Genomic DNA, 23,696 nt, shown 5'->3' on the forward strand with positions numbered 1-23,696 from the left:
CTTCGCGGCAACGGATCAAAAGATCGCAGCCTGCGGCAGCTCCTACAGTTTATGCGTACGCCGCAATGTCGCGGGTGTACTCGGTCGGTGTAGGAGCTGCCGCAGGCTGCGATCTTTTGATCTTAAATGCTGTTGTCCTTGCCAACCTCGTACTCACGCAACTTGTTGGCAATGGTGGTATGCGAAACCCCGAGCCGCTTGCCCAATTGCCGACTGCTCGGGTGCTCGGAATACAAGCGCTCCAGCACGGCTTTCTCAAAGCGCCCGACAATCTCGTCCAACCCGCCTTCCAGCGAAAAATCGCCAAGGGGCTGACGCACACCATAGTCAGGCAAACGAATGTGCTCGGCCTTGACCGTACCGCCGTCGCACAGGGAAACCGCCTGGAACAGCACGTTTTCCAGTTGCCGCACGTTACCCGGCCAATGGTAGTGGCTGAGTCGCTCCATGGCCGCCGGAGCGAGTTTGGGCAGCGAACAACCAATCTGCCGGCTGGCCTGATCGAGGAAGTGCTCCACCAGCGGCGTCAAGCCGTCGAGGCATTCGCGCAGCGGCGGGATGTGCAGCGACAACACATTCAAGCGGTGATAGAGGTCCTGACGGAACTCACCGCGAGCGCACAGTTCAGACAGATCGACCTGGGTCGCGCAGATCACCCGCACATCAAGGTAGACCTCTTCATCGCTGCCTACACGACGGAAGCAACCGTCCTGCAAAAAGCGCAGCAACTTCACCTGCAAGCGCGGGCTCATTTCCCCGACGCCATCGAGAAACAGCGTACCGCCCGCCGTCAGTTCCAGCAGTCCGAGCTTGCCCTCGGCTCGCGCCCCTTCAAAGGCACCAGGGCCGTAACCGAACAATTCCGTCTCGGCCATGGACTCCGGCAATCCGGCGCAATTGAGCGCCATCAACGGCGACTGCCCGCGAGGACTGGCCAGATGGCAGGCCCGCGCCAGCAACTCTTTGCCGGTGCCGGTTTCGCCTTCTATCAATAGCGGCGCATCCAGTGGCGCCATGCGCCGCGCTTCGCGCACTACGGCGGCCATGACTTTCGAGCTTTGGAAGATGCTGTCGAAGCCGCGCAACTCCTGCTTGCGCACGTTGTAGATGCGCTCGCCCACCCGGTCGGCGCGGTGCAGCGTCAGCACCGCACCGGCCATGGCCTCGCTGTCGTCATGCTCCGATTGCAGCGGTGCGATGTCGGCCAGGAATACGTCACCCTTGACCTTGACCCGCAGCCCGTTGATCCGCGACTTGTTGGCGCGCACCAGTTCCGGCAAATCGAAATCTTCGGCGTAGCGCGACAGAGGAATCCCCGGCACCTCGTCGACCCGCACCCCGAGTAACTGCGCCGCCGCACGGTTAGCCGCGACGATGGAGCCGCCCATGTCGATCGACAGCACCGGAAACTCCAGCGCACCGAGCAGTGCATTGAGCTCCATGTGCCGACGCTCGCTGGGCATCAGCCCTACACGCTTGACGCCGAAAACCCCGGCAATCGCTTCGAACTTCGGACGCAAGGCCTGGAACTGAATGTTGATCAGGTTCGGGCAATGCAGGTAGATGGCATTGCCATGCTCACCACCCACCTCACCGCGGGCCACGTTGATCCCGTACTCCACCAGCAGATTGAGAATGTCGCGCAGGATGCCGATGCGGTTCTGGCAATGGACTTTGATACGCATATGAAAGGCCTGAAAAGCAATGAATAAGGTTTGCGGCACACGCCCGATCGCATTTTCTTTCGAGGCGCGCAGATAGTCGTAAAGATTATGTGACAGGTGGAGAGCTTTTCCCACCCATCAATCTCAACATTTATGCACTGACGCCCAATACGTAACGAAAACTTTACGATTATCGAGGATTTTTCCTACGTACGATGCCGGGCACCTGCTGCAACGGTGCAATTCATGGAGTATTTCTAGGTCCATAGCAGTACATAACAAGAACGAAGTCCCCTAGCAGGAGAGCAGCATGAAGCAGACGCAATACGTGGCTCGCGAGCCCGATGCGCAAGGTTTTATCGACTACCCCGCTGAAGAACACGCGGTGTGGAACACGCTGATCACCCGTCAACTGAAAGTGATCGAAGGGCGTGCGTGCCAGGAGTACCTGGACGGTATCGAAAAACTCGGTCTGCCCCACGACCGCATTCCTCAGCTCGGCGAAATCAACAAGGTCCTCGGTGAAACCACTGGCTGGCAGGTTGCCCGCGTACCGGCGCTGATCCCTTTCCAGACCTTTTTCGAATTGCTGGCCAGCAAGCAGTTTCCAGTGGCGACCTTTATTCGCACCCGCGAAGAACTGGATTACCTGCAAGAGCCGGACATTTTCCACGAGATCTTTGGTCACTGCCCGCTGCTGACCAACCCGTGGTTCGCCGAATTCACCCACACCTACGGCAAGCTCGGCCTCAAGGCGACCAAGGAAGAACGCGTGTACCTGGCGCGCCTGTACTGGATGACCATCGAGTTCGGTCTGGTTGACACCCCGCAAGGCCAACGCATCTACGGCGGCGGCATTCTGTCTTCACCCAAAGAGACCGTGTATTGCCTGTCGGACGAGCCTGAGCATCAGGCATTCGATCCGCTGGAATGCATGCGCACGCCTTACCGCATCGACATATTGCAGCCACTGTACTTTGCGTTGCCAAATCTCAAGCGTCTGTTCGACCTCGCTCACGAAGACATCATGGGCATGGTCAAGCAAGCGATGCAGATGGGTCTGCACGCACCGAAGTTTCCGCCAAAACCAAAAGCTGCGTGATCCGCCGCTTTTAGAATCAAGTGAGCCTGTCAGAAACCATCGCTTTGGATTAGCGTGGTAGCACTGAGGGCCGATTTCCCAACATTCGATTTCAGGAACACATCATGACCGCATTAACTCAAGCCCATTGCGAAGCCTGCCGCGCCGACGCCCCACAAGTCAGCGATGAAGAACTGCCGATCCTGATCAAGCAGATCCCGGACTGGAACATCGAAGTACGCGACGGCGTCATGCAACTGGAAAAAGTCTTCCTGTTCAAGAACTTCAAACATGCCCTGGCGTTCACCAACGCCGTCGGTGAAATCTCCGAGGCCGAAGGCCACCACCCGGGCCTGCTGACCGAGTGGGGCAAAGTCACCGTGACCTGGTGGAGCCACTCGATCAAAGGCCTGCACCGCAACGACTTCATCATGGCCGCGCGCACCGACGAAGTGGCCAAGGACGCCGAGGGCCGCAAGTAATGCACTTCGACGCCATCGGTCGAGTGCCAGGCGACCCGATCCTCGGCCTGATGGAGGCCTACGCGCAGGACCCGAACCCGCGCAAGTTCGATTTGGGCGTGGGTGTCTACAAAGACGCCCAGGGCCTGACTCCGATTCTCGAGTCGGTGAAGCTTGCCGAGCAGCGCCTGGTGGATCGCCAGTCCACCAAGACTTATATCGGTGGTCACGGCGAGCCCGCGTTCGGCAAGGCCATCAGTGAGCTGGTGCTGGGTGCCGACTCGAAGCTGATCAGCGCACAACGCGCCGGCGCCACCCAGACACCGGGTGGCACGGGTGCGCTGCGCCTGAGCGCGGACTTCATCGCCCAATGCCTGCCGGGCCGTGGCGTTTGGTTGAGCAACCCGACCTGGCCGATCCACGAAACGATTTTTGCGACAGCCAAGGTCAAGGTCAGCCACTACCCGTATGTGGGCAGTGACAACCGTCTTGACGTCGACGGCATGCTGGCGGCGCTCAATGAAGCGCCCAAGGGTGACGTGGTGTTGCTGCACGCCTGCTGCCATAACCCGACCGGCTTCGACCTGTCCCGGGATGACTGGCAGCGGGTGCTGGAGGTCGTACGCAAGCGCGAACTGCTGCCACTGATCGACTTCGCGTATCAGGGATTCGGCGATGGCCTGGAACAGGATGCCTGGTCGACCCGACTGTTCGCCGCCGAGTTGCCGGAGCTGCTGATCACCAGTTCCTGCTCGAAGAACTTCGGCCTGTACCGCGACCGCACCGGCGCGCTGATTGTCTGCGCGAAAACCGCCGACAAGCTCACCGACATCCGCAGCCAACTGGCCAACATTGCCCGCAACCTGTGGTCGACGCCACCGGATCACGGTGCGGCCGTGGTCGCGACCATCCTCGGCGACCCGGAGCTGAAAAATCTCTGGGCTGACGAAGTGGAAGCCATGCGCTTGCGTATCGCCCAACTGCGTAGCGGTCTGGTGGAGGCGCTGGAGCCACACGGTTTGCGCGAGCGGTTTGCGCACATTGGCGTGCAACGCGGGATGTTCTCCTACACAGGCCTGTCGCCGGAACAAGTGAAGAACCTGCGCGATCATTATAGCGTGTACATGGTCAGCTCCGGCCGGGCCAACGTCGCGGGCATTGATGCCACACGCCTGGATCTGTTGGCCGAGGCGATAGCCAGCGTCTGCAAATAACCCTGCCCCCCTCTGTAGGAGCGAGCTTGCTCGCGATGGTATTTCAGTCGACATCAACATTGTCTGACACACCATCGCGAGCAAGCTCGCTCCTACAGAGATCTGTCTATACAACCCCATCCGTCGCAACAAATGGATATAAAAGTCTGTTTGTCATTTTCAGTGCGGTATCCTGCCCAGGCTTTTTTTAAAGCGCGGATCTACCAGATCTATCAACAGACTTAGCGAGGAGCGCAACCATGCACGAGATCCCTAATCTCCCCTTCCCAAGCCTGCACGTACCTGAGCAGACGACCACGCAGCAAGCCTGTGCCCAACAGCCCCAGCCGAAAGAAGCTACTGACCGCCGCCAGGCTGACAGAGAAGACTGAAACACCCACCGTACAGACCGTGTGGAAAGCGCTAACATGCGCTTTCCACACTGCCTGAAACGAGAACTCTATCCATGACCGATGAATTCAGCGAAGCGCAGGCCAGCGTCCTGATCGGCACCGCCGAGAAAATGATCGAGATCTGGAATCGCCTCTCTCCCGAGAAACAATCCGCCTTGCTCGCCCGCTTCGGCACCCAGGAAAATGCGCTGGCCGCCCTGGTCACCACGCAGCTGGTCGCCCCCGTCAAACCTGAATGACAGCGCCCGGCAAATAGTTTTACTTTTTCACAACCTGCGACCGTCCACACCGCTATCATAAGCAGCCTATCTATCCTGCTTTACCGTGGACCTTTACCCATGCCTGAAAACCAGCGCCCCCTGGCGGTCACGCTGCAAGTCGTTTCCATCGTCCTTTTCACCTTTATCGGCTACCTGAACATCGGCATCCCCCTGGCCGTATTGCCCGGTTACGTCCACAGCGACCTGGGGTTCGGCGCGGTGATCGCGGGCCTGGTGATCAGCGTGCAATACCTGGCCACCCTGCTCAGCCGCCCCTATGCCGGGAAGATCATCGACAACAAGGGCAGCAAACTGGCCGTGATGTATGGCCTGGCCGGTTGCGGCTTGAGTGGTGTGTTCATGTTGCTCTCGGCCTGGACCCAGAGCCTGCCGGCCTTGAGCCTGTTCAGCCTGCTGATCGGCCGCCTGGTGCTCGGCAGCGCGGAAAGCCTGGTGGGCTCCGGCTCGATTGGCTGGGGCATTGGCAGGGTCGGCGCGGTGAATACCGCCAAGGTCATCTCGTGGAATGGTATCGCCAGCTACGGTGCACTGGCCGTCGGTGCGCCCTTGGGCGTGCTGCTCGTCCATCGCCTGGGCTTGTGGAGCATGGGCGTGAGCATTGTGTTGCTGGCCGTGCTCGGCCTGCTGCTGGCCTGGCCGAAAACCGCCGCGCCGATCGTTGCCGGTGAGCGCCTGCCGTTCATGCACGTGCTCGGGCGGGTCTTCCCCCACGGCTGCGGACTGGCCCTGGGCTCCATTGGTTTTGGCACCATCGCCACCTTCATCACCCTGTATTACGCCACGCAACACTGGGATAACGCCGTGCTGTGCCTGAGCCTGTTCGGCGCCAGTTTCATCGGCGCGCGCTTGCTGTTCGGCAACCTGATCAACCGCCTCGGCGGCTTTCGCGTGGCCATTGCCTGCCTGTCGGTGGAAACCCTCGGATTGCTGTTGCTGTGGCTGGCACCCGATGCACATTGGGCGCTGGCGGGAGCGGCGCTGAGCGGCTTCGGCTTTTCGCTGGTGTTTCCGGCGCTGGGGGTGGAAGCGGTCAACCTGGTCCCGGCCTCCAGCCGTGGCGCGGCGGTCGGCGCCTATTCTCTGTTCATCGACTTGTCGCTGGGGATTACCGGGCCGCTGGCCGGGGCGATTGCGGCCGGGTTCGGTTTCGCGTCGATCTTCCTGTTCGCCGCCCTTGCCGCGGTAAGCGGTTTGATACTGAGCCTTTACTTGTATCGGCAGGCACCAAAGCAACGCGAAGCGCGGGACGCCCGCTAGAAGTCGACCTTGCCGCGCCCGGCCTTGATGTTGCCGCGCTTGCTCTTGGATTCGAGGCGACGGGTCTTCGAGCCGAGGGTCGGCTTGGTTGGACGGCGTTTTTTCTCGACCTTGGTGGCGCTCTGGATCAGTTCGATCAAACGCTCCAGGGCATCCGCACGGTTCTGCTCCTGCGTCCGGTATTGCTGAGCCTTGATGATCAACACACCCTCGCTGGTGATGCGGCTGTCACGCAGCGCCAGTAGCCGCTCCTTGTAGAACTCGGGCAAGGACGATGCCGGAATGTCGAAGCGCAGGTGCACGGCACTGGAGACCTTGTTGACGTTCTGCCCACCGGCGCCCTGGGCGCGAATGGCCGTCAACTCGATCTCGGCATCCGGCAGGTGCACGTTGTTGGAAATGACCAGCATGGGAAAGCGTCCGTATTCGAGGGTGTTCAGGATACCGCGATTAGATTGAATGAATGCGGACCTTGTGGGAGCGTGGCTTGCCCGCGATTCAGGCGCCACGGTTTATCAGGTACACCGCGTTATCGTTCATCGCGGGCAAGCCACGCTCCCACAGGTTTTTGCAGCGCACACAAAAAACCCGGCACATGGCCGGGTTCGTTGTTTGTGCGACTGAGTTACTTCATTGCTGCCTGCAGTGCATGTTGCGCACTGCGCTTGTTCTTGATGCCGTAGCAGACCCACATGAACACCAGCCACACCGGAATCGCGTACACCGATGTCTGGATCCCCGGAATCAACAACATCACACCGAGGACGAACACCACGAACGCCAGGCAGATGTAGTTCCCGTACGGGTACCACAGGGCCTTGAACAGCGGCGTCTGTTTGGTCTTGTTCATGTGCTGGCGGAACTTGAAGTGCGAGTAGCTGATCATCGCCCAGTTGATTACCAGGGTGGCCACGACCAGCGACATCAACAATTCCAGCGCGTTTTGCGGGATCAGGTAGTTCAGCAGCACCGCGATCAGCGTCACGGCGGCCGAGGCCAGGATCGAACGCACCGGCACGCCGCGCTTGTCGATCTTCGCCAGACCTTTCGGCGCATCGCCCTGCTCGGCCATGCCCAGCAGCATGCGGCTGTTGCAGTAGGTACCGCTGTTGTACACCGACAACGCCGCCGTCAGGACCACGAAGTTGAGGATGTGCGCGGCGGTGTTGCTGCCCAGCATCGAGAACACTTGCACGAACGGACTGCCACTATAGGAATCACCGGAGGCGTTCAGGGTGGTCAGCAAGCTGTCCCACGGGGTCAACGACAGCAGGATGACCAGGGCACCGATGTAGAAAATCAGGATCCGGTAGATCACCTGGTTGATGGCTTTCGGGATCACGGTTTTCGGCTTGTCGGCTTCGGCAGCGGTGAAACCGAGCATTTCCAGACCACCGAAGGAAAACATGATGAAAGCCATGGCCATCACCAGACCGCTGACACCGTTCGGGAAGAAGCCACCGTGGGACCACAGGTTACTGACCGCGGCTTGCGGACCGCCATTGCCGCTGACCAGCAGGTAGCTGCCCAGGGCAATCATGCCGACGATCGCCACGACCTTGATGATTGCAAACCAGAACTCGGCCTCGCCAAACACTTTGACGTTGGCCAGGTTGATGGCGTTGATCAGCACGAAGAAGGCAGCTGCAGAAGCCCAGGTCGGGATGTCCGGGGCCCAGTAGTGGATGTACTTGCCGACGGCCGTCAGCTCGGACATGCCCACCAGAATGTACAAAATCCAGCAGTTCCAGCCCGACAGGAAGCCGGCAAAGCCGCCCCAGTACTTGTGCGCGAAGTGGCTGAAGGAACCGGCCACCGGATCCTCGACGATCATTTCGCCCAGTTGGCGCATGATCATGAAGGCGATGAAGCCGCAGATGGCATAACCGAGGATCATCGACGGGCCGGCGGATTTCAATACCCCGGCCGAACCGAGGAACAAGCCGGTACCGATCGCGCCACCGAGGGCGATCAATTGAATGTGGCGATTTTTCAGGCCGCGTTTGAGCTCGCCTGATTGCGGGTTTTGTCCACTCATGAAAAGGGTCTCACGCAAGGTTTGATTATGTTCAGAAGACGTTGCTGCTCAAGAAAGGCGTTAAGCGGCACCGATCAAACCCCAGCGCAGGCACCAGGAGTTCAGCGTATTTACAACGGTCATGCGTCACCTGTTTGTTTTTATCTGCGACGAAATCGAACCCGACACGCTCGTGACGCGACGGAGTGAACAAGGCGGATAGCCTTGAGGTTTGCGCAGGTGCGCAGGAGGTCACAGGTAAAACGCGGCGCATTGTACACCTGTAACCCCCTGCTGCCAGACCCGCTGGACAAGCGTGTCTATGGCCGGGATTGCCTGTGTCCGCCCCGAGAGGCTCGGGCGGCTGCAAAAAATGGGTCAGATCCTTGCGGATCATCGGCGGGAAAGGCAGGTAAACCGCCTCTCGCAGAGAGATGGAGATGGATTGCGGCGTTCATTGCGCCTCCTTTTTGTTATGCACCTGCACGACAGGCATGGCGCGCATGACACCCTGACTGGAGCGATGAAACAAGCGGGCTAGAGAGTCGGATGTAGGAAGGAAGGCGCTGACGCGTAAGAGTTTTCTTACGGAATCCAGGAAGTGGCGAATCCACGGGGTTAATCTGCGGATTTCGTCAGGTTTTCTTTACAGGGCGTAAATCCGGATTTCCACATTGGAGTTCTCGGTGCAGCGACTGACGCCATCGCGAGCAAGCTCGCTCCCACATTTTGATCGCGATTCTCCAAGCAAACTCATTTCCCTGTGGGAGCGAGCTTGCTCGCGATGGCGTCCTCAAAAACGACACAGATATAAAGCCAGGCCAAAAAAAACGCCAACCCGAAGGTTGGCGTTTTTATGAAGCGCTCAGCCGATTACTCCGGCTTGCGACGACCGAAGCCCGGACGCTGGCCGGAACCAGCCGGTGCGCCACGGCGTTTGCCCGATGGCGCGTCGCCGTCGACCAGTTTGATCCCCGGACGCTTCGGCGCAGGCTTGGCCGGGCGCTTGGTGTCGACCGGGCGATCGGCTACCGGCGTACCACGACCTTCGCCACGCTCGCTACGGCCGTTGGCCGGACGTGGCGTGCGTGGACCGCGTTCGCCGTCCTGACGGGCGGCTGGCTTGCGACCTGGACGCTCGCCTTCGATCTGCGGCTCGCGGTTATCACGCGGGGCAGCAGGTCCGCCATTCGCTGGACGCAGGGTGCGTACACGCTCGGTCCTGGCCATCGGCCGCGACGACTTGCGCTGCATCCGGTCAAGCTTGTCCTTGCTCTTGGCGTTCAGTTGCGGCATGGCTACCGGCGTCAGGCCAACTTCGGCGCTGAGAATGTCGACTTCGTACTGGCTCATTTCACGCCAGCGGCCCATCGGCAGGTCGGAGTTGAGGAACACCGGACCGAAACGCACGCGCTTCAGACGGCTGACCACCAAGCCCTGGGATTCCCACAGACGACGCACTTCACGGTTACGACCTTCCATCACCACGCAGTGGTACCAGTGGTTGAAACCTTCGCCACCTGGCGCCTGCTTGATGTCGGTGAACCTGGCCGGGCCATCTTCAAGGACAACGCCAGCCTTCAGGCGCTCGATCATTTCGTCGTCGACTTCACCGCGTACACGCACGGCGTACTCGCGGTCCATCTCGTAGGACGGGTGCATCAAACGGTTGGCCAATTCACCGTCGGTGGTGAACATCAGCAAACCGGTGGTGTTGATGTCCAGGCGGCCGATGTTGATCCAGCGCCCTTCTTTCGGACGCGGCAGCTTGTCGAACACCGTCGGACGACCTTCAGGGTCGACACGGGTGCAGATTTCGCCGTCGGGTTTGTTGTACATGATCACGCGGCGGACCGACTCGGCGGCCTCTTCACGCTTGATCACCTTGCCATCGATGGTGATGGCGTCGTGCATGTCGACACGCTGGCCAAGGGTGGCGTCTTTGCCGTTGACCTTGATGCGGCCGTGGCTGATCCAGGCTTCCACGTCACGGCGCGAGCCGACGCCGATACGGGCGAGGACTTTCTGCAGTTTTTCGCCTGCTGGGCCGATTGGCTGGTCGTCTTGCTGGTCTTTGATACTCATCTGGGCACCTCCCGGTGTGGTCTGAAAACTGGGTACTTGGGCGAAGGGATCGCCGAAGGGTCGCGAATCATACGCGCATGAGGGCGTTTGCGCATCAGAGACTAGCTGATCAAGGCAAGGTTATTTGTTTTTCCGCCGGCCGGTCCGCCGCTCCTACAGGGATCTTTGGTGTTCGCGGAAGTTGCGTTCAGTCTTCGAACTGGCGACGCTCTGCTTCGATGGCTTCCGCCAGAGCCCGGGCTTCGGCCTCTTCGTCTGAAAGCTCGGGCTCGGGTTTCGGCTGTTCGAGCGCAGCTACAGCGGCCAGAAGCTTTTCCCGAGCTTCGGCAACGCCAAGGATGTCGTCTTCTTGCTCCGGTTCAATTTCCGGCTCAGGCTCGGGCTCGGGCTCGGGCTCGGGCTCGGGCTGTGCCGCTTCGACTTCCGGTTCGATATCCGACTGTTGCGGATCGAATTCAGACGACGCCCCATCACGCAGCAGATCGTCGAAGTCGGTCTTGAGCCCCTCTTCCATGCTGTCCAGTTCCAGCAGCAGCGTGTGGAAACTGGTTTCTTCCTTCGGCTCTTCCGGTTCGGCGCTGGCATCGGCCAACTCTTGCAGACCGGCAGGTACGGGAGCGTCATCGAAATCGAGCACCGGATCCGGTTCCAGCTCGCGCAGTTCCGCCAGCGGCGGCAGGTCGTCGAGGTTTTTCAGGTTGAAGTGATCGAGGAACGCCTTGGTGGTGGCGAACATCGCCGGTTTGCCGGGCACGTCACGGTAGCCGACGATGCGGATCCACTCCCGTTCCATCAACGTCTTGACGATGTTGCTGTTGACCGCCACGCCCCGCACGTCTTCGATTTCGCCACGGGTGATCGGCTGGCGATAGGCGATCAGGGCCATGGTTTCCAGCATGGCGCGGGAGTAACGCTGCGGGCGCTCTTCCCACAGACGCCCGACCCAAGGCGCAAATTTCTCGCGAATTTGCAGGCGATAACCCGAGGCCACTTCCTTCAACTCAAACGCGCGGCCATCACAGGACTTGGCCAGAATCGCCAGGGCCTTCTTGAAGACCGGCGGTTCCGGGCGCTCGCCTTCTTCGAAGAGTTCGAACAGGTTTTCCAGGGATTGCGGCTTTCCCGAAGCCAACAGAAAGGCTTCAAGCAAGGGTGCCAGATCACGGGGTTCAGTCAGGTTCATGTTTCGACTCGTTATTCGGCTCGCGCTCGCACGTGGATCGCGGCAAATGGCTCATTCTGCACCAGCTCGACCAGGGATTCCTTGACCAGTTCAAGGATCGCCATAAAGGTCACCACCACCCCCAGGCGCCCTTCTTCAGCGGTGAACAGCTCGACAAATGGCACGAAACCGCCGCCCTTGAGCCGTTCCAGCACATCGCTCATGCGCTCGCGGGTCGACAGCGCCTCGCGGCTGACCTGATGGCTTTCGAACATGTCGCCACGGCGCAACACCTCGGCCATGGACAACAGCAGCTCGGACAGGCGCACGTCCGGCAACAGCTTGCGTGCCCGGGCCTGCGGGGCGTCGAGTTTGGGCACCACCACGTCGCGACCGACGCGGCTCAGGCCATCGATGCCTTCGGCGGCAGCCTTGAAGCGCTCGTACTCCTGCAAGCGGCGAATCAGCTCGGCGCGCGGGTCTTCCTCCTCGTCTTCGACGGTTTCAGCCCGTGGCAACAACATCCGCGACTTGATCTCGGCCAGCATCGCAGCCATCACCAGGTACTCGGCGGCCAGCTCCAGGCGCACCGACTGCATCAACTCGACGTAGCCCATGTACTGGCGGGTGATTTCCGCCACCGGGATGTCGAGAATGTTGATGTTCTGTTTGCGGATCAGGTACAGCAGCAGGTCGAGGGGCCCTTCGAAGGCTTCGAGGAAGACCTCAAGGGCATCCGGCGGGATGTACAGGTCCAGCGGCATTTCCATGACCGCCTGGCCATAGACCATGGCGAAAGGCAGTTCCTGCTGGGCTCCGGCCTGACTGTCGACGGGTTCTACTGCGGACATCTAGGCCTCGACCATGAACGGCGCAGGGTCGCCGCAACCAACGCGAATCACTTCCGGCTCACCGTCGGCGAGGTTGATCACGGTGGACGCCTTGATCCCGCCGAAGCCGCCGTCGATGATCAGATCGACCTGGTGTTCGAGCAACTGGCGCATTTCATAGGGATCGAACATAGGGTCGGTTTCACCGGGCATGATCAGACTCACGCTCATCAACGGCTCGCCGAGTTGCTCCAGCAGTGCCAGGGCAATCGGATGGCTTGGCACCCGCAGGCCGATGGTGCGCTTCTTCGGGTGCAACAACAGTCGCGGTACTTCGCGGGTGGCGTTGAGAATGAACGTGTACGGCCCCGGCAAGTGGGCCTTGAGCAAGCGGAAAGTGCCGGTGTCGATCTTGGCAAACAGCCCCAATTGCGACAGATCGCAGCAAATCAGTGCGAAGTTATGCTTTTCATCCAGCCCGCGCAAACGTCGCACGCGCTCCACAGCCACTTTGTCGCCGATCTGGCAACCAATGGCGTAGGAAGAGTCTGTGGGATAAATCACCACCCCGCCCTTGCGGATGATCTCGACTGCCTGTTTGATCAGGCGCGCTTGCGGGTTTTCCGGATGAATCTGGAAAAATTGACTCACATTCTCTACCTGTTCAGACGGCGGCAATAACTGGGTCATGTTTGAATCGACACCATAGTGGTGGCAGATCCTCCGGGAGTGGCCGGTATTCACCGATCTCCGACCAGCCTCCAGGGCCATGAAAATCACTGCCGGCGCTGACCAGCAGACCGAACTCGCGGGCCAGAATGGCCAGGCTGCCCACTTGCTCGGCAGGCTGGTAGCCATTGACCACTTCGATGGCGTGGCCCCCTGCTTGAATATAGTCGGCAATCAGGCGACGACGCTTGCTTCGGGTGAATTCGTAGTGCCAGGGGTGTGCCAGGCTGACCCAGGCTTTGGCTGCGCGCAGGGTTTCGACGGTTTCTTCAAGGGTCGGCCAGTGTTGCTTGACGTCGCCCAGCTTGCCGGCACCCAGCCATTTACGGAACGCCTCGGCGCGGTCCTTGACGAAACCTTCTTGCACCATCCAGTCGGCGAAATGCGGGCGGGCCGGCGCGTTACCGCTGTCGCCCAGTTCCTGCTGGATCTTGCGGGCGCCCTCCAGCGCCCCCGGCATACCTTTGAGCGCCAGTTTACGGCCGATTTCCTCGGAGCGCAGCCAGCGGCCATCATGCAATCTGGCGATGGCCTCGACCAACGGCGCGGCGTTCACATCAAAACCGTAACCCAACACATGAATGGTCGCGCCGCCCCAGGTGCAGGACAACTCGACGCCATTGACCAGTTGCATCCCCAGTTCGGTGGCCGCGTGGCGGGCCTCGTCAAGGCCTTCAAGGGTGTCGTGATCGGTCAGGGCCAGGACTCGCACGCCTTTCTCGAACGCCCGCGCCACCAGAACCGCAGGCGCCAGGGCGCCATCGGAGGCCGTGCTATGGCAGTGCAAATCAACATTCACAGGGCTTTGTAACCTCAAATCAGCTGGCGCTATCGCGCGCCCATATGTTTGTTATTATGCCGCCACATCCTGCTTCTGGCTGCCACTGTGAAACAATTCATCGATTTCATCCCGCTCCTGCTGTTTTTCATCGTCTTCAAGATCGATCCACGGGTCGTCGACATCGCCGGTCATGAGCTCACTGTAGGCGGCATTTACAGCGCCACCGCGATGCTGATCGTCAGCTCGCTGGTGGTCTACGGCACACTGTTCATCAAACAGCGCAAGCTGGAGAAGAGCCAGTGGCTGACCCTGGTCGCCTGCCTGGTCTTCGGCAGCCTGACCCTGGCGTTCCACAGCGAGACGTTCCTGAAGTGGAAAGCCCCGGTGGTCAACTGGCTGTTCGCCCTGGGGTTCATCGGCAGCCACTTCGTCGGTGACAGCCTGCTGATCAAGCGCATCATGGGCCACGCGCTGACCTTGCCGGAGCCGGTCTGGACGCGCCTGAACATCGCCTGGATCGCCTTCTTCCTGTTTTGCGGTGCCGCCAACCTGTTTGTCGCGTTCACCTTCCAGAGCTACTGGGTCGACTTCAAGGTCTTCGGCAGCCTGGGCATGACTTTGCTGTTCCTGGTCGGCCAGGGCATCTACCTGTCCCGCCATCTGCACGATGCCGATACCACTACGCCAAAAACCGAGGACTGACATGCTTTACGCAATCATTGCCACAGACGTCGCCAACTCCCTGGAAGCCCGCCTGGCCGCACGGCCTGCGCACCTCGAGCGCCTGCAAGTGCTCAAGGGCGAAGGCCGCATCGTTCTGGCCGGTCCGAATCCGGCGGTCGACAGCAATGATCCGGGCGCGGCGGGTTTCACTGGCAGCCTGATCGTCGCCGAATTCGATTCCCTGAGCGCCGCCCAGGCCTGGGCCGACGCCGATCCGTACATCGCCGCAGGCGTCTACGCCAACGTTCTGGTCAAGCCGTTCAAGCAAGTCCTGCCGTAACTCTCTTCTCGCCACTGCCCCCACGCGATGAACCTTGTCGGTTCATCGCGCGCTCAATCGCTCATTATTCCCGTTTTCCGGCCGACAACCTGCCCAATACTCGTATTGGAATCAGGAGTCGCGATGCGCAAGGGTCCGTTGTGTCTGATGTTGGTCACGTTGTCGATGGTGGCACCCGCCCACGGTGAAGAATACGCCGAGGGTGGCAATTCGACGCCACTTTCCCTGAGCGCCGGCAGCCACATCACCGAGCTGCAGCAACGCTTGAAAGAAAGCGAACGGCAACGGGAAGAACTGAGCAAACAATTACAAACTGCCGATGGCGAACGCGAAAGCCCGCTGCTGGCCCGGTTGCGCCAGGAGAACCAGCGCTTGAAGCTGCAACTCAAGGAAGCCCAGGCCAGCAGTCCGCTGCCGCGCCTGCTGACCGACCAGCAACAATGGTTTGTCATTGGCGCCGGGGTAGCGCTATTGGCTCTGCTCTGCGGTATCTTCGCCAGTGGAGCGAGTCGAAAACGTCGACAATGGCTAAATTGAGTGAGTCATGAGCGAGCTGTTACTTATTGATGATGACCAGGAGCTGTGTGAGCTCCTGAGCAGTTGGCTGAGCCAGGAAGGGTTTCAGGTACGTGCCTGTCACGACGGCCAGAGCGCACGTCGTGCACTGGCGCAAACCGCTCCGGCGGCCGTGGTGCTGGATGTGATGTTGCCCGATGGCAGTGGCCTGGAGCTGCTCAAGCAGTTGCGCAGCGATCACCCGGATCTGCCGGTGCTGATGCTCTCGGCCCGGGGCGAGCCCCTGGACCGTATCCTCGGCCTGGAACTCGGCGCCGATGATTACCTGGCCAAACCCTGCGATCCACGGGAACTGACCGCCCGCCTGCGGGCTGTGCTGCGTCGTAGCCACCCGGCAGCGGTGTCCAGCCAGATGGAACTGGGCGACCTGTGTTTCAGCCCGGTGCGCGGCGTGGTCAGCATCGATGAGCAAGAGTTCACCCTCACGGTGTCCGAAAGCCGCCTGCTGGAAGCCCTGCTCAAGCAACCCGGCGAGCCCCTGGACAAACAGGAACTGGCGCAGATCGCTCTCGGCCGCAAGCTGACCCTGTACGACCGCAGCCTGGACATGCACGTCAGCAACCTGCGCAAGAAGATCGGCCCACACCCCGATGGCCGACCGCGCATCGTCGCCCTGCGCAGCCGCGGCTACTACTACAGCCTCTAACGGCGATCCGTAGGAGCTGGCTCGCCAGCGAAGACGTCTTCATTGGCGATGCATGGCTGAAGGGCCCCTTCGCTGGCAAGCCAGCTCCCACACAGGTTGTGTATTTGTCAGGTCGGCGGGAAATCGTCTTTACCCAAGCTTTACCCTCCGCTGACCGCCGCTGACCTTGATCTGCGTAATCTGCACTCATCCGGAACGTACCGGGAACGAGACAAGGAGATACACCATGCGCAAGACTCTTATCGCTCTGATGTTCGCTGCTGCCCTGCCGACCATTGCCATGGCCATGCCTGAAGGCGCTGGCCCCATGGATGGGCCAATGGACGGTTCGCGCCACGGCGGTCAGATGCACGGCATGCACGGCAAAGGCCCGTACAGTGAACTGGACCTGAGCCGCGAACAGCGCGAGCAGATCCGCAAGATCATGGGCGAGCAGATGCACGAGCGTAAGCAACTGGTCGAGAAGTACCTGGAGAAACTCTCGCCAGCCGACCAGAAAGCCATGAAAGACGAAATGGCCGCTAACCACAAGAAAGCTGAAGCGGACGTGCGCGCCTTGCTCAAACCGGATCAACAGAAGAAATTCGACGAGATCCAGAAAAAACAGGCCGAACGCCGCGCCGAGTGGGCCGAGTTCAAAGCCTGGAAAGCGCAACAACCGCAAAAAGCGCAATAATGCGCTAACCCCGGACCCGACGGCTAAACACCGTTGGGTCTGATGTTTTTTACTGTAGGAGCAAGCTTGCTCGCGAAAAACGAATAGACAACGCGTGCTGCCTGATGCCGCGCGTTATCGTTGACGTCCATCGCGAGCAAGCTCGCTCCTACATGGAATGTTGCGCTTGCTTGAGGATTTTCCGTGCGTTCATTGTTCTGGCGTATTCTGGCCAGCTTCTGGCTGGCCATCGCTCTGGTTGCCGGGCTTTCCATCCTGCTCGGCCACATGCTCAACCAGGATGCCTGGATTCTCAGCCGCCACCCGGGCCTCAACACGCTGGCCGAACAGTGGACGCAAACCTACGAAAGCCAGGGCGAAGACGCCGCGCAGGACATTCTCCAGCAACGCAAACGCCAGTATCACATCGACGTTCAGGTGCTCAATGAAAGTGGCGACCCTGTGGTGCGCGGCACCTTCCCGAGACGTGCGGCAGCCTTTGAGGCGCGACAGAACAATGATGACCGGCGCTTGCCATGGCGGCGTCTGACCGATGAGTTCACCAGCGAAAAAACCGGTGACACCTACCTGTTCATCTACCGCATTCCGCACCCGGAACTGAACGCCTGGCACCGCGAAAGCCTACTCTGGCCACTCAGTGCGCTGGGAATCGCCCTGGTGGTGCTGACCTTGTTCAGCCTGCTGGTGACCTTTTCCATCACCCGCCCCCTCAGCCGTCTGCGAGGCGCGGTGCATGACCTGGGGCAAACCGCTTACCAACAGAACAGCCTGGTCAAGCTGGCCAATCGTCGCGATGAGTTTGGCGTGCTGGCCAACGACTTCAACCGCATGGGCGCACGCCTGCAAAGCCTGATTGGCAGTCAGCGACAACTGCTGCGGGATGTGTCCCACGAACTGCGTTCGCCCCTCGCCCGCCTGCGTATCGCACTGGCGCTGGCCGAACGGGCCACTGCGCAGGAGCGGGAAAAGCTCTGGCCGCGCCTGACCCGTGAGTGCGACCGACTGGAGGCGCTGATCAGTGAAATCCTGGTGCTGGCGCGGGTCGACTCCGATAACGCCGGTGCTGAAGAAGTGGATCTGAACGCCTTGCTTCATACCCTGCAAAAGGATGCGCAACTCGGTTCACCCGAGCAACTCGTCCAGCTTGAAGCCGAGTCGCAACTGACTCTGAAGGGATGGCCGACCATGATCGAACGGGCCGTCGACAACTTGCTGCGCAACGCCCAGCGCTTCAATCCGGTGGGTGGCCTGCCGATCGAAATGCAGGCACTGCGTCAGGGTGAGCGGATCGTCGTGAGCGTGCGCGATCACGGGCCTGGGGTCAGTGCCGAATACTTGAGCCAGCTCGGTGAGCCGTTCTATCGGGCACCGGGGCAGACCGCGGCCGGACACGGCCTGGGCCTGGCCATCGCCCGCCGCGCGGCGGAGCGCCATGGTGGCAGCCTGGTGCTGGCCAATCACCCGGAGGGCGGGTTCATTGCCAGTCTGGAATTGCCGTTGGCGCCGGGGGCTGTCGTTCAGCCTTAACGTAGTGATGATGTAAAAAGAATGTTGATTTTCAGGCTTTACCCGGCCAGGCGCTGACGAATTCTGCGAGATCGACTTTCTCGGCCACTCGCGGTTCTTTCTGCGGTGTACCGAGGTACAGGAAAGCAATCACCTGTTCCCCCTCTACCAAGCCCAAACCTTTGGCCACATGCGGCGAGTAAGCCAGGTCACCGGTACGCCACACCGCACCGATGCCCTGCGCATAGGCCGCCAGCAAAATCCCGTGGGCCGCGCAGCCTGCCGCCAGTAACTGCTCGGACTTCGGATACTTGACGTGATCCTGCAAGCGCGCAATCACCACGACCACCAGCGGTGCCCGCAGCGGACCATTGCGTGCCTTGTCGATGGCCGCTTCGCTGACTTCTGCGTCCGAAAGCTTCGCCGCTTCGGCCAGCAACTCGCCCATTTGCTCGCGCGCCGCGCCTTCCACCGTCAGGAAGCGCCACGGCTGCAAGTGACCGTGATCCGGGGCGCGCATGGCGGCGCCGAACAGCACTTCGCGCTGTTCGGCAGTGGGCGCGGGGTCAATCAGTCGTGGAACGGAAACACGGTTGAGCAAAGCGTCGAGAGCCTGCATCGGCCACCTCCTGAAAAAATTGTGCGGCTATTCTAGCGGTAACTGCCGCAGCAGTGCCGGTTTACATGCCCTGCCTCGCGGGTAGAATGGCGCCCTTTCCACTATCAGCCGAGCGGACCTCATGGCGTTGCCGACCTTACGGATCATTGGTTTCATCATCGGCATCTTCCTGATCACGCTGGCGATCTCCATGGTCGTGCCCATGGCCACGCTGGTCATTTTCGACCGCACCAGCGATCTGCCATCGTTCCTCTGGGCCAGCATGATCACCTTTGTCGCCGGTCTGGCACTGGTGATTCCGGGGCGCCCGGAGCACATTCATCTGCGCCCCCGGGACATGTACCTGCTGACCGTCAGCAGTTGGCTGGTGGTGTGCATCTTCGCCGCGCTGCCGTTCCTGCTGACCCAGCACATCAGTTACACCGATTCATTCTTCGAAAGCATGTCCGGCATCACCGCCACTGGCGCAACCGTACTCAGCGGCCTGGACACGATGTCCCCCGGCATCCTGATGTGGCGCTCGTTGCTGCACTGGCTCGGCGGCATCGGTTTCATCGGCATGGCGGTGGCGATCCTGCCGCTCTTGCGTATCGGTGGCATGCGGCTGTTCCAGACCGAATCCTCGGACCGCTCGGAAAAAGTCATGCCCCGCTCGCACATGGTGGCGCGCCTGATCGTGGCGGCCTATGTCGGCATTACCATTGTTGGCAGCCTGGCGTTCTGGTGGGCCGGAATGAGCCCGTTCGATGCGGTCAATCATGCGATGTCGGCGATTTCCACCGGCGGCTTCTCCACCTCCGACCAGTCCTTGGCCAAGTGGCCGGAGCCTGCGGTGCATTGGGTCGCGATCGTCATCATGATTCTCGGTGCCCTGCCGTTCACCCTGTATGTCGCCATGTTGCGTGGTAACCGTCGGGCGCTGATCAAGGATGAACAGGTTCAAGGCCTGCTCGGCATGCTGCTGGTGACCTGGCTGGTGCTCGGCACCTGGTATTGGTGGACGACCCAACTGCATTGGCTGGAAGCGTTGCGGCATGTGGCGCTGAACGTGACGTCGGTGGTGACGACGACCGGTTTCGCACTGGGGGACTACAGCCTGTGGGGTAATTTCTCGCTGATGCTGTTCTTCTATCTGGGGTTTGTCGGCGGTTGCTCCGGCTCGACCGCGGGCGGCATCAAGATTTTCCGCTTCCAGGTGGCCTATATCCTGCTCAAGGCCAACCTTCATCAGCTGATCCACCCGCGGGCGGTGATCAAGCAGAAGTACAACGGTCACCGCCTCGACGAAGAGATCGTGCGTTCGATCCTGACCTTTTCGTTTTTCTTCGCAATCACCATCTGCGTGATTGCGCTGCTGCTGTCGCTGCTCGGCGTGGACTGGATGACCGCCCTCACCGGCGCGGCCAGTACCGTGTCCGGTGTCGGCCCGGGGCTCGGCGAAACCATTGGCCCGGCAGGCAACTTCGCCACCCTGCCGGATGCCGCCAAGTGGATTCTGTCGTTCGGCATGCTGCTGGGCCGACTGGAGATCATTACGGTGTTTGTGCTGTGTATTCCGGCATTTTGGCGTCATTGACCGCTTCAGACATTTGCATCAACCGCATCCGGTACTCGCCGGGTGTGGCATCGAACCAGCGGCGGAAAGCGCGGAAGAAGTTGCTCGGATCGGCGAAACCCAGCAAGTAGGCGATTTCCAGCAAGGTCATGCCCGGTTGCGCCAGGTACTGCTCGGCCAGTTCACGCCGGGTATCGTCGAGCAGCACTTGAAAACTCGTGCCCTCTTCCTGCAAACGCCGTTGCAAGGTGCGCTGGGACAGATGCAGTGTCTGCGCCACGGTGTCGCGCCTGGGCTCGCCCTGAGGCAACAGGCGACACAACACCTGCCGCGCCTGGTGGGTCACGCGGCTTTCGGAAAAGCGCGCCAGGTACTCGCCGGCAAAGCGGTCATGCAGCAATGCCATGGCCTCATTGGCCGTCGGCAGTGGCGCTTCCATGTCCGCGCGTTCGAAAATCAGCGCGTCGTAAGGTGCGTTGAATAGCAGCGGTGCATGGAAGGCTTGTCTATAGGGTTCAAGGTTGACCGGCTCGGCGCCTTGCAGCAGCACATTGCGTGGATGCAACGTACGCCCGGTCAACCAGCCGCACAGCGCCAAGGCACAGGCCAGTGAAGCTTCGGCGCTTTGCCGGGTCGGCGGCAGATGATCGCCATGCACCGTCAGAATCAGCCCATAGCCTTCTTCCAGCAGCTTGAAACTCAGATCGGCACTTTCGGCGATGATGCGCTGATAGCGCACCAGACGCTGAAAGCCTTCGGCGAGCGTCCGGCTGGACATCAAAGCGTAACCGGCCACATGAAACTGCGCCGGTCGCACCACCTTGCCCATGTTCAGGCCGATGGCCGGATTGCCGGACAGCTCGACCGCGCGCTGCCACAGCCGTGTCATGGAGTCTTGCGGGAAGCGTGCGTCCGGATCATCCAGTGCCGCGTAGTCGAGCCCCAGCTGTTTGAACAGAACCCGGCAATCCAGGCCGTCCATCTCCAGCGCTTTGACAATCCCCATCGCCCAGCTTGCAGAAGTCGTTCGTTCGCTCATGGCGTTTTCTTACATAGTGGCCTAATGCTACGGCTATTGACCGAAGGATACTAAAGTGGCGCCTATTGTCACTGGCTGATGCCATTGATCACTCTAGACTCAAATAAGCTACCCGCAGAACAACTTGCAGCAAGAACAATCACCACAGAGATCGCTGTCGTGGAAAACGTCAAACGATTCAACAGCTTCGCAGAGTTCTATCCTTACTACCTCAGTGAGCACAGCAACAGTACCTGCCGCCGTTTACACTTTATCGGCACGACTCTGGTTATCCTGATTCTGACGCTGACCATTGGTCGCGGAGCATGGATGCTGTTGTGGGCCATGCCACTGGCAGGCTATAGCTTTGCCTGGGTCGGGCATTTCTTCTTCGAGAAGAACCGCCCGGCAACGTTCCAACACCCCTTCTATAGCCTGCTCGGCGATTTTGTCATGTACCGGGACATGGTTCTGGGGCGCGTTCCGTTCTAGCTGACATCCATCACAAGAGAGTTGCCTGTGAATGCCAATGCCCGCTTCACCCACATGAAGGACGGCACGCAGGAAGACTGGGCGATCATTGCCGCAGACTTCAGTGCCTACGCCAGACAATTGCCTGCACGGATTGTGGCGCACCTGAAGTTGCTGGCGGGTGATTTCGGCGGGTTCCCGGTGGACCGCCTGACCCACTCCCTGCAAACCGCCACCCGCGCCTGGCGCGATGGTCGCGACGAAGAGTACGTGGTCTGTGCCCTGCTCCATGACATCGGCGACACCCTGGGTTCCTACAACCACCCGGATATCGCGGCAGCGATTCTCAAGCCGTTCGTCAGCGCCGAGAACTTGTGGATGGTGGAAAAGCACGGGATTTTCCAGGGTTACTACTTCTTCCATCACCTGGGCATGGATCGGCATCTGCGTGAGCAATTCCGGGACCATCCGCAGTACCAGGCGACCGCCGAGTTCTGTGCCCGGTACGATGCAGCGGCGTTTGACCCGGCATATGACACGCTGCCGTTGAGCTTTTTCGAGCCGATGATGGAGCGGCTGTTTGCGCACCCCAGGAACTCGATTTACAAGGCGGCAATGGAAGAGCATTCGCCAGCCTGACAGATCCAGCGGGACCGCTTCGCGGTCCATTCGCGGGCAAGCCCGCTCCCACAGGTATTGCGGCGTCCACAGATTCTGTATTCACTACAAATCTACTGTAGGAGCGGGCTTGCCCGCGAAGGGGCCCGCCTGGACACCGCACAACTAACAGATCAAGCAAGCTCCGCAACCCCGGCCGCCTTCAACTGCGCCTCGCGCGCCTGGGCATCCGCCAGACGATACAACTCGATCGAACCATCCCAATGCTCGATCAGCGCCGTACACGATTCCACCCAGTCGCCGCAATTGAGGTAGTCCACCTCGCCGACCTTGCGAATCTCGGCATGGTGAATGTGCCCGCACACCACGCCGTGCAGCTCGCGTTTGACGCATTCATGGGCGATGGCTTCTTCGAAGTCGCTGATGAAGCTGACCGCGGTTTTCACCTTGTGCTTGAGGTAGGCCGACAGCGACCAGTAGCCGTAGCCATATCGCGCGCGCCAATGATTGAGCCAGCGGTTGAGGGTCAGGGTGAATTCGTAGGCCGAGTCACCGAGAAAGGCCAGCCAGCGATGGTAACGGGTGATCACATCGAACTGGTCGCCATGGATCACCAACAGATGCCGGCCGTCGGCGGTGACGTGCACAGCTTCGTCCACCAACTGGATATTGCCCAGGATCAGCTTCGAATAGCGGCGCAGGAATTCGTCGTGATTGCCGGTGACGTAGATCACCTCGGTGCCACGCTTGCTCATGGTCAACAGGCGACGGATGACGTTGGTATGCGCTTGTGGCCAGTACATGCCACCGCGCAGCTTCCAGCCGTCGATGATGTCGCCGACCAGGTAGATTCTGTCCGCGTGGTAGCTCTTGAGAAACTGCGACAGGTGTTCAGCCTGGCAATCCCGGGTGCCCAAATGCACGTCGGAAATCCATAAAGTCCGTACGCGTTGTTTACGGGTGGGTTTGGCGAGCTCGGCGCTGGTCATGGGCAACCCTCTGGCAAGTTTTGCCAAGTCTGCCCCGGCCCGGTTAATCGTCCATGACAGCGTCA

The 23,696-nt window shown here is 60.4% G+C and carries 25 protein-coding genes; 14 read left to right on the plus strand and 11 right to left on the minus strand.

Annotation, left to right across the window (positions count from 1 at the left end; all coding sequences use genetic code 11):
* Positions 1-122 precede the first annotated feature (122 nt).
* On the minus strand, positions 123-1,685 hold the full coding sequence (locus KGA81_RS17490; protein ID WP_223547429.1) for a sigma-54-dependent transcriptional regulator: 1,563 nt from the start codon (positions 1,683-1,685) through the stop codon (positions 123-125).
* A gap of 289 nt (positions 1,686-1,974) precedes the next feature.
* Here KGA81_RS17490 and phhA point away from each other — a divergent pair, with 289 nt between their 5' ends.
* The 5 genes from phhA to KGA81_RS17515 all read left to right on the plus strand — a co-directional run bounded on the left by phhA (position 1,975) and on the right by KGA81_RS17515 (position 6,350).
* A complete protein-coding gene (phhA, locus tag KGA81_RS17495) occupies positions 1,975-2,766 on the plus strand; it encodes a phenylalanine 4-monooxygenase (protein ID WP_223547430.1) in 792 nt (263 codons plus the stop codon).
* A 104-nt stretch (positions 2,767-2,870) separates the two neighbouring features.
* A complete protein-coding gene (locus KGA81_RS17500) occupies positions 2,871-3,227 on the plus strand; it encodes a 4a-hydroxytetrahydrobiopterin dehydratase (protein WP_223547431.1) in 357 nt (118 codons plus the stop codon).
* Positions 3,227-4,420, plus strand: coding sequence for an amino acid aminotransferase (locus KGA81_RS17505; protein ID WP_223547432.1), 1,194 nt, complete (start codon positions 3,227-3,229; stop codon positions 4,418-4,420). Before KGA81_RS17500 ends, KGA81_RS17505 begins: the two co-directional genes overlap by 1 nt.
* Positions 4,421-4,865: 445 nt before the next feature.
* The gene (locus KGA81_RS17510; RefSeq protein ID WP_223547433.1) at positions 4,866-5,051 is read left to right on the plus strand and encodes a hypothetical protein; all 186 of its coding nucleotides are present in this window, start codon (positions 4,866-4,868) and stop codon (positions 5,049-5,051) included.
* A gap of 99 nt (positions 5,052-5,150) precedes the next feature.
* Positions 5,151-6,350 carry an MFS transporter gene (locus KGA81_RS17515; protein ID WP_223547434.1) on the plus strand — a complete coding sequence of 400 codons (1,200 nt, stop codon included), beginning with the start codon at positions 5,151-5,153 and terminating at the stop codon, positions 6,348-6,350.
* Here KGA81_RS17515 and arfB read toward each other — a convergent pair.
* The 7 genes from arfB to KGA81_RS17550 form a co-directional block, all read right to left on the minus strand.
* A complete protein-coding gene (arfB, locus tag KGA81_RS17520; protein WP_180202868.1) occupies positions 6,347-6,760 on the minus strand; it encodes an alternative ribosome rescue aminoacyl-tRNA hydrolase ArfB in 414 nt (137 codons plus the stop codon). The genes KGA81_RS17515 and arfB overlap by 4 nt on opposite strands.
* A 215-nt stretch (positions 6,761-6,975) precedes the next feature.
* Positions 6,976-8,388, minus strand: coding sequence for an amino acid permease (locus KGA81_RS17525; protein ID WP_223547435.1), 1,413 nt, complete (start codon positions 8,386-8,388; stop codon positions 6,976-6,978).
* Positions 8,389-9,240: 852 nt separating this feature from the next.
* Positions 9,241-10,452 (minus strand): 23S rRNA pseudouridine(2605) synthase RluB, encoded by a 1,212-nt coding sequence (rluB, locus tag KGA81_RS17530; RefSeq protein WP_223547436.1) that lies wholly within the window; start codon positions 10,450-10,452, stop codon positions 9,241-9,243.
* A gap of 187 nt (positions 10,453-10,639) precedes the next feature.
* Positions 10,640-11,635 carry an SMC-Scp complex subunit ScpB gene (gene scpB / locus KGA81_RS17535; protein WP_223547437.1) on the minus strand — a complete coding sequence of 332 codons (996 nt, stop codon included), beginning with the start codon at positions 11,633-11,635 and terminating at the stop codon, positions 10,640-10,642.
* Between the two features lie 11 nt (positions 11,636-11,646).
* A complete protein-coding gene (locus KGA81_RS17540) occupies positions 11,647-12,405 on the minus strand; it encodes a segregation and condensation protein A (protein WP_223461458.1) in 759 nt (252 codons plus the stop codon).
* A 60-nt stretch (positions 12,406-12,465) separates the two neighbouring features.
* Positions 12,466-13,095: an L-threonylcarbamoyladenylate synthase gene (locus tag KGA81_RS17545; RefSeq protein WP_108218704.1), complete on the minus strand. Its 630-nt coding sequence runs from the start codon at positions 13,093-13,095 to the stop codon at positions 12,466-12,468.
* 13 nt (positions 13,096-13,108) lie between these two features.
* Positions 13,109-13,972 carry a PHP domain-containing protein gene (locus KGA81_RS17550; RefSeq protein ID WP_223547438.1) on the minus strand — a complete coding sequence of 288 codons (864 nt, stop codon included), beginning with the start codon at positions 13,970-13,972 and terminating at the stop codon, positions 13,109-13,111.
* Positions 13,973-14,059: 87 nt separating this feature from the next.
* Between KGA81_RS17550 and KGA81_RS17555 the strand changes: the two genes are divergently transcribed.
* The 6 genes from KGA81_RS17555 to KGA81_RS17580 all read left to right on the plus strand — a co-directional run bounded on the left by KGA81_RS17555 (position 14,060) and on the right by KGA81_RS17580 (position 18,382).
* On the plus strand, positions 14,060-14,656 hold the full coding sequence (locus KGA81_RS17555; protein ID WP_223547439.1) for a septation protein A: 597 nt from the start codon (positions 14,060-14,062) through the stop codon (positions 14,654-14,656).
* Between the two features lies 1 nt (position 14,657).
* A complete protein-coding gene (locus KGA81_RS17560; protein ID WP_108218598.1) occupies positions 14,658-14,957 on the plus strand; it encodes a YciI family protein in 300 nt (99 codons plus the stop codon).
* Between the two features lie 123 nt (positions 14,958-15,080).
* Positions 15,081-15,494, plus strand: coding sequence for a translation initiation factor 2 (locus tag KGA81_RS17565; RefSeq protein WP_223547440.1), 414 nt, complete (start codon positions 15,081-15,083; stop codon positions 15,492-15,494).
* 7 nt (positions 15,495-15,501) lie between these two features.
* Positions 15,502-16,179: a response regulator transcription factor gene (locus tag KGA81_RS17570; RefSeq protein ID WP_223547441.1), complete on the plus strand. Its 678-nt coding sequence runs from the start codon at positions 15,502-15,504 to the stop codon at positions 16,177-16,179.
* 226 nt (positions 16,180-16,405) lie between these two features.
* Positions 16,406-16,855: a Spy/CpxP family protein refolding chaperone gene (locus KGA81_RS17575; RefSeq protein ID WP_223547442.1), complete on the plus strand. Its 450-nt coding sequence runs from the start codon at positions 16,406-16,408 to the stop codon at positions 16,853-16,855.
* Between the two features lie 183 nt (positions 16,856-17,038).
* A complete protein-coding gene (locus KGA81_RS17580; protein WP_223547443.1) occupies positions 17,039-18,382 on the plus strand; it encodes an ATP-binding protein in 1,344 nt (447 codons plus the stop codon).
* Between the two features lie 31 nt (positions 18,383-18,413).
* On the opposite strand, the gene KGA81_RS17585 is transcribed toward KGA81_RS17580, so the two are convergent.
* Complete coding sequence (locus KGA81_RS17585) at positions 18,414-18,980, minus strand: NAD(P)H nitroreductase (RefSeq protein WP_223547444.1); 567 nt, start codon at positions 18,978-18,980, stop codon at positions 18,414-18,416.
* 121 nt (positions 18,981-19,101) lie between these two features.
* Here KGA81_RS17585 and KGA81_RS17590 point away from each other — a divergent pair, with 121 nt between their 5' ends.
* Complete coding sequence (locus KGA81_RS17590; protein ID WP_223547445.1) at positions 19,102-20,556, plus strand: TrkH family potassium uptake protein; 1,455 nt, start codon at positions 19,102-19,104, stop codon at positions 20,554-20,556.
* Here the strand turns inward: KGA81_RS17590 and KGA81_RS17595 are convergent.
* Positions 20,513-21,574, minus strand: coding sequence for an AraC family transcriptional regulator (locus tag KGA81_RS17595; RefSeq protein ID WP_223547446.1), 1,062 nt, complete (start codon positions 21,572-21,574; stop codon positions 20,513-20,515). The two genes, KGA81_RS17590 and KGA81_RS17595, sit on opposite strands and share 44 nt — an antisense overlap.
* Before the next feature lie 159 nt (positions 21,575-21,733).
* On the opposite strand from KGA81_RS17595, the gene KGA81_RS17600 reads away from it, so the two are divergent.
* Positions 21,734-22,045: an Mpo1-like protein gene (locus KGA81_RS17600; protein WP_223547447.1), complete on the plus strand. Its 312-nt coding sequence runs from the start codon at positions 21,734-21,736 to the stop codon at positions 22,043-22,045.
* Positions 22,046-22,072: 27 nt separating this feature from the next.
* Entirely contained in the window at positions 22,073-22,663 is a 591-nt protein-coding gene (locus KGA81_RS17605) for an HD domain-containing protein (RefSeq protein ID WP_223547448.1), read from the plus strand.
* A gap of 152 nt (positions 22,664-22,815) precedes the next feature.
* On the opposite strand, the gene KGA81_RS17610 is transcribed toward KGA81_RS17605, so the two are convergent.
* Entirely contained in the window at positions 22,816-23,631 is an 816-nt protein-coding gene (locus KGA81_RS17610; RefSeq protein WP_223547449.1) for a UDP-2,3-diacylglucosamine diphosphatase, read from the minus strand.
* Positions 23,632-23,696 lie beyond the last annotated feature (65 nt).

The sequence above is a fragment of the Pseudomonas sp. A-B-19 genome (assembly GCF_019947515.1).
GTDB lineage: Bacteria > Pseudomonadota > Gammaproteobacteria > Pseudomonadales > Pseudomonadaceae > Aquipseudomonas.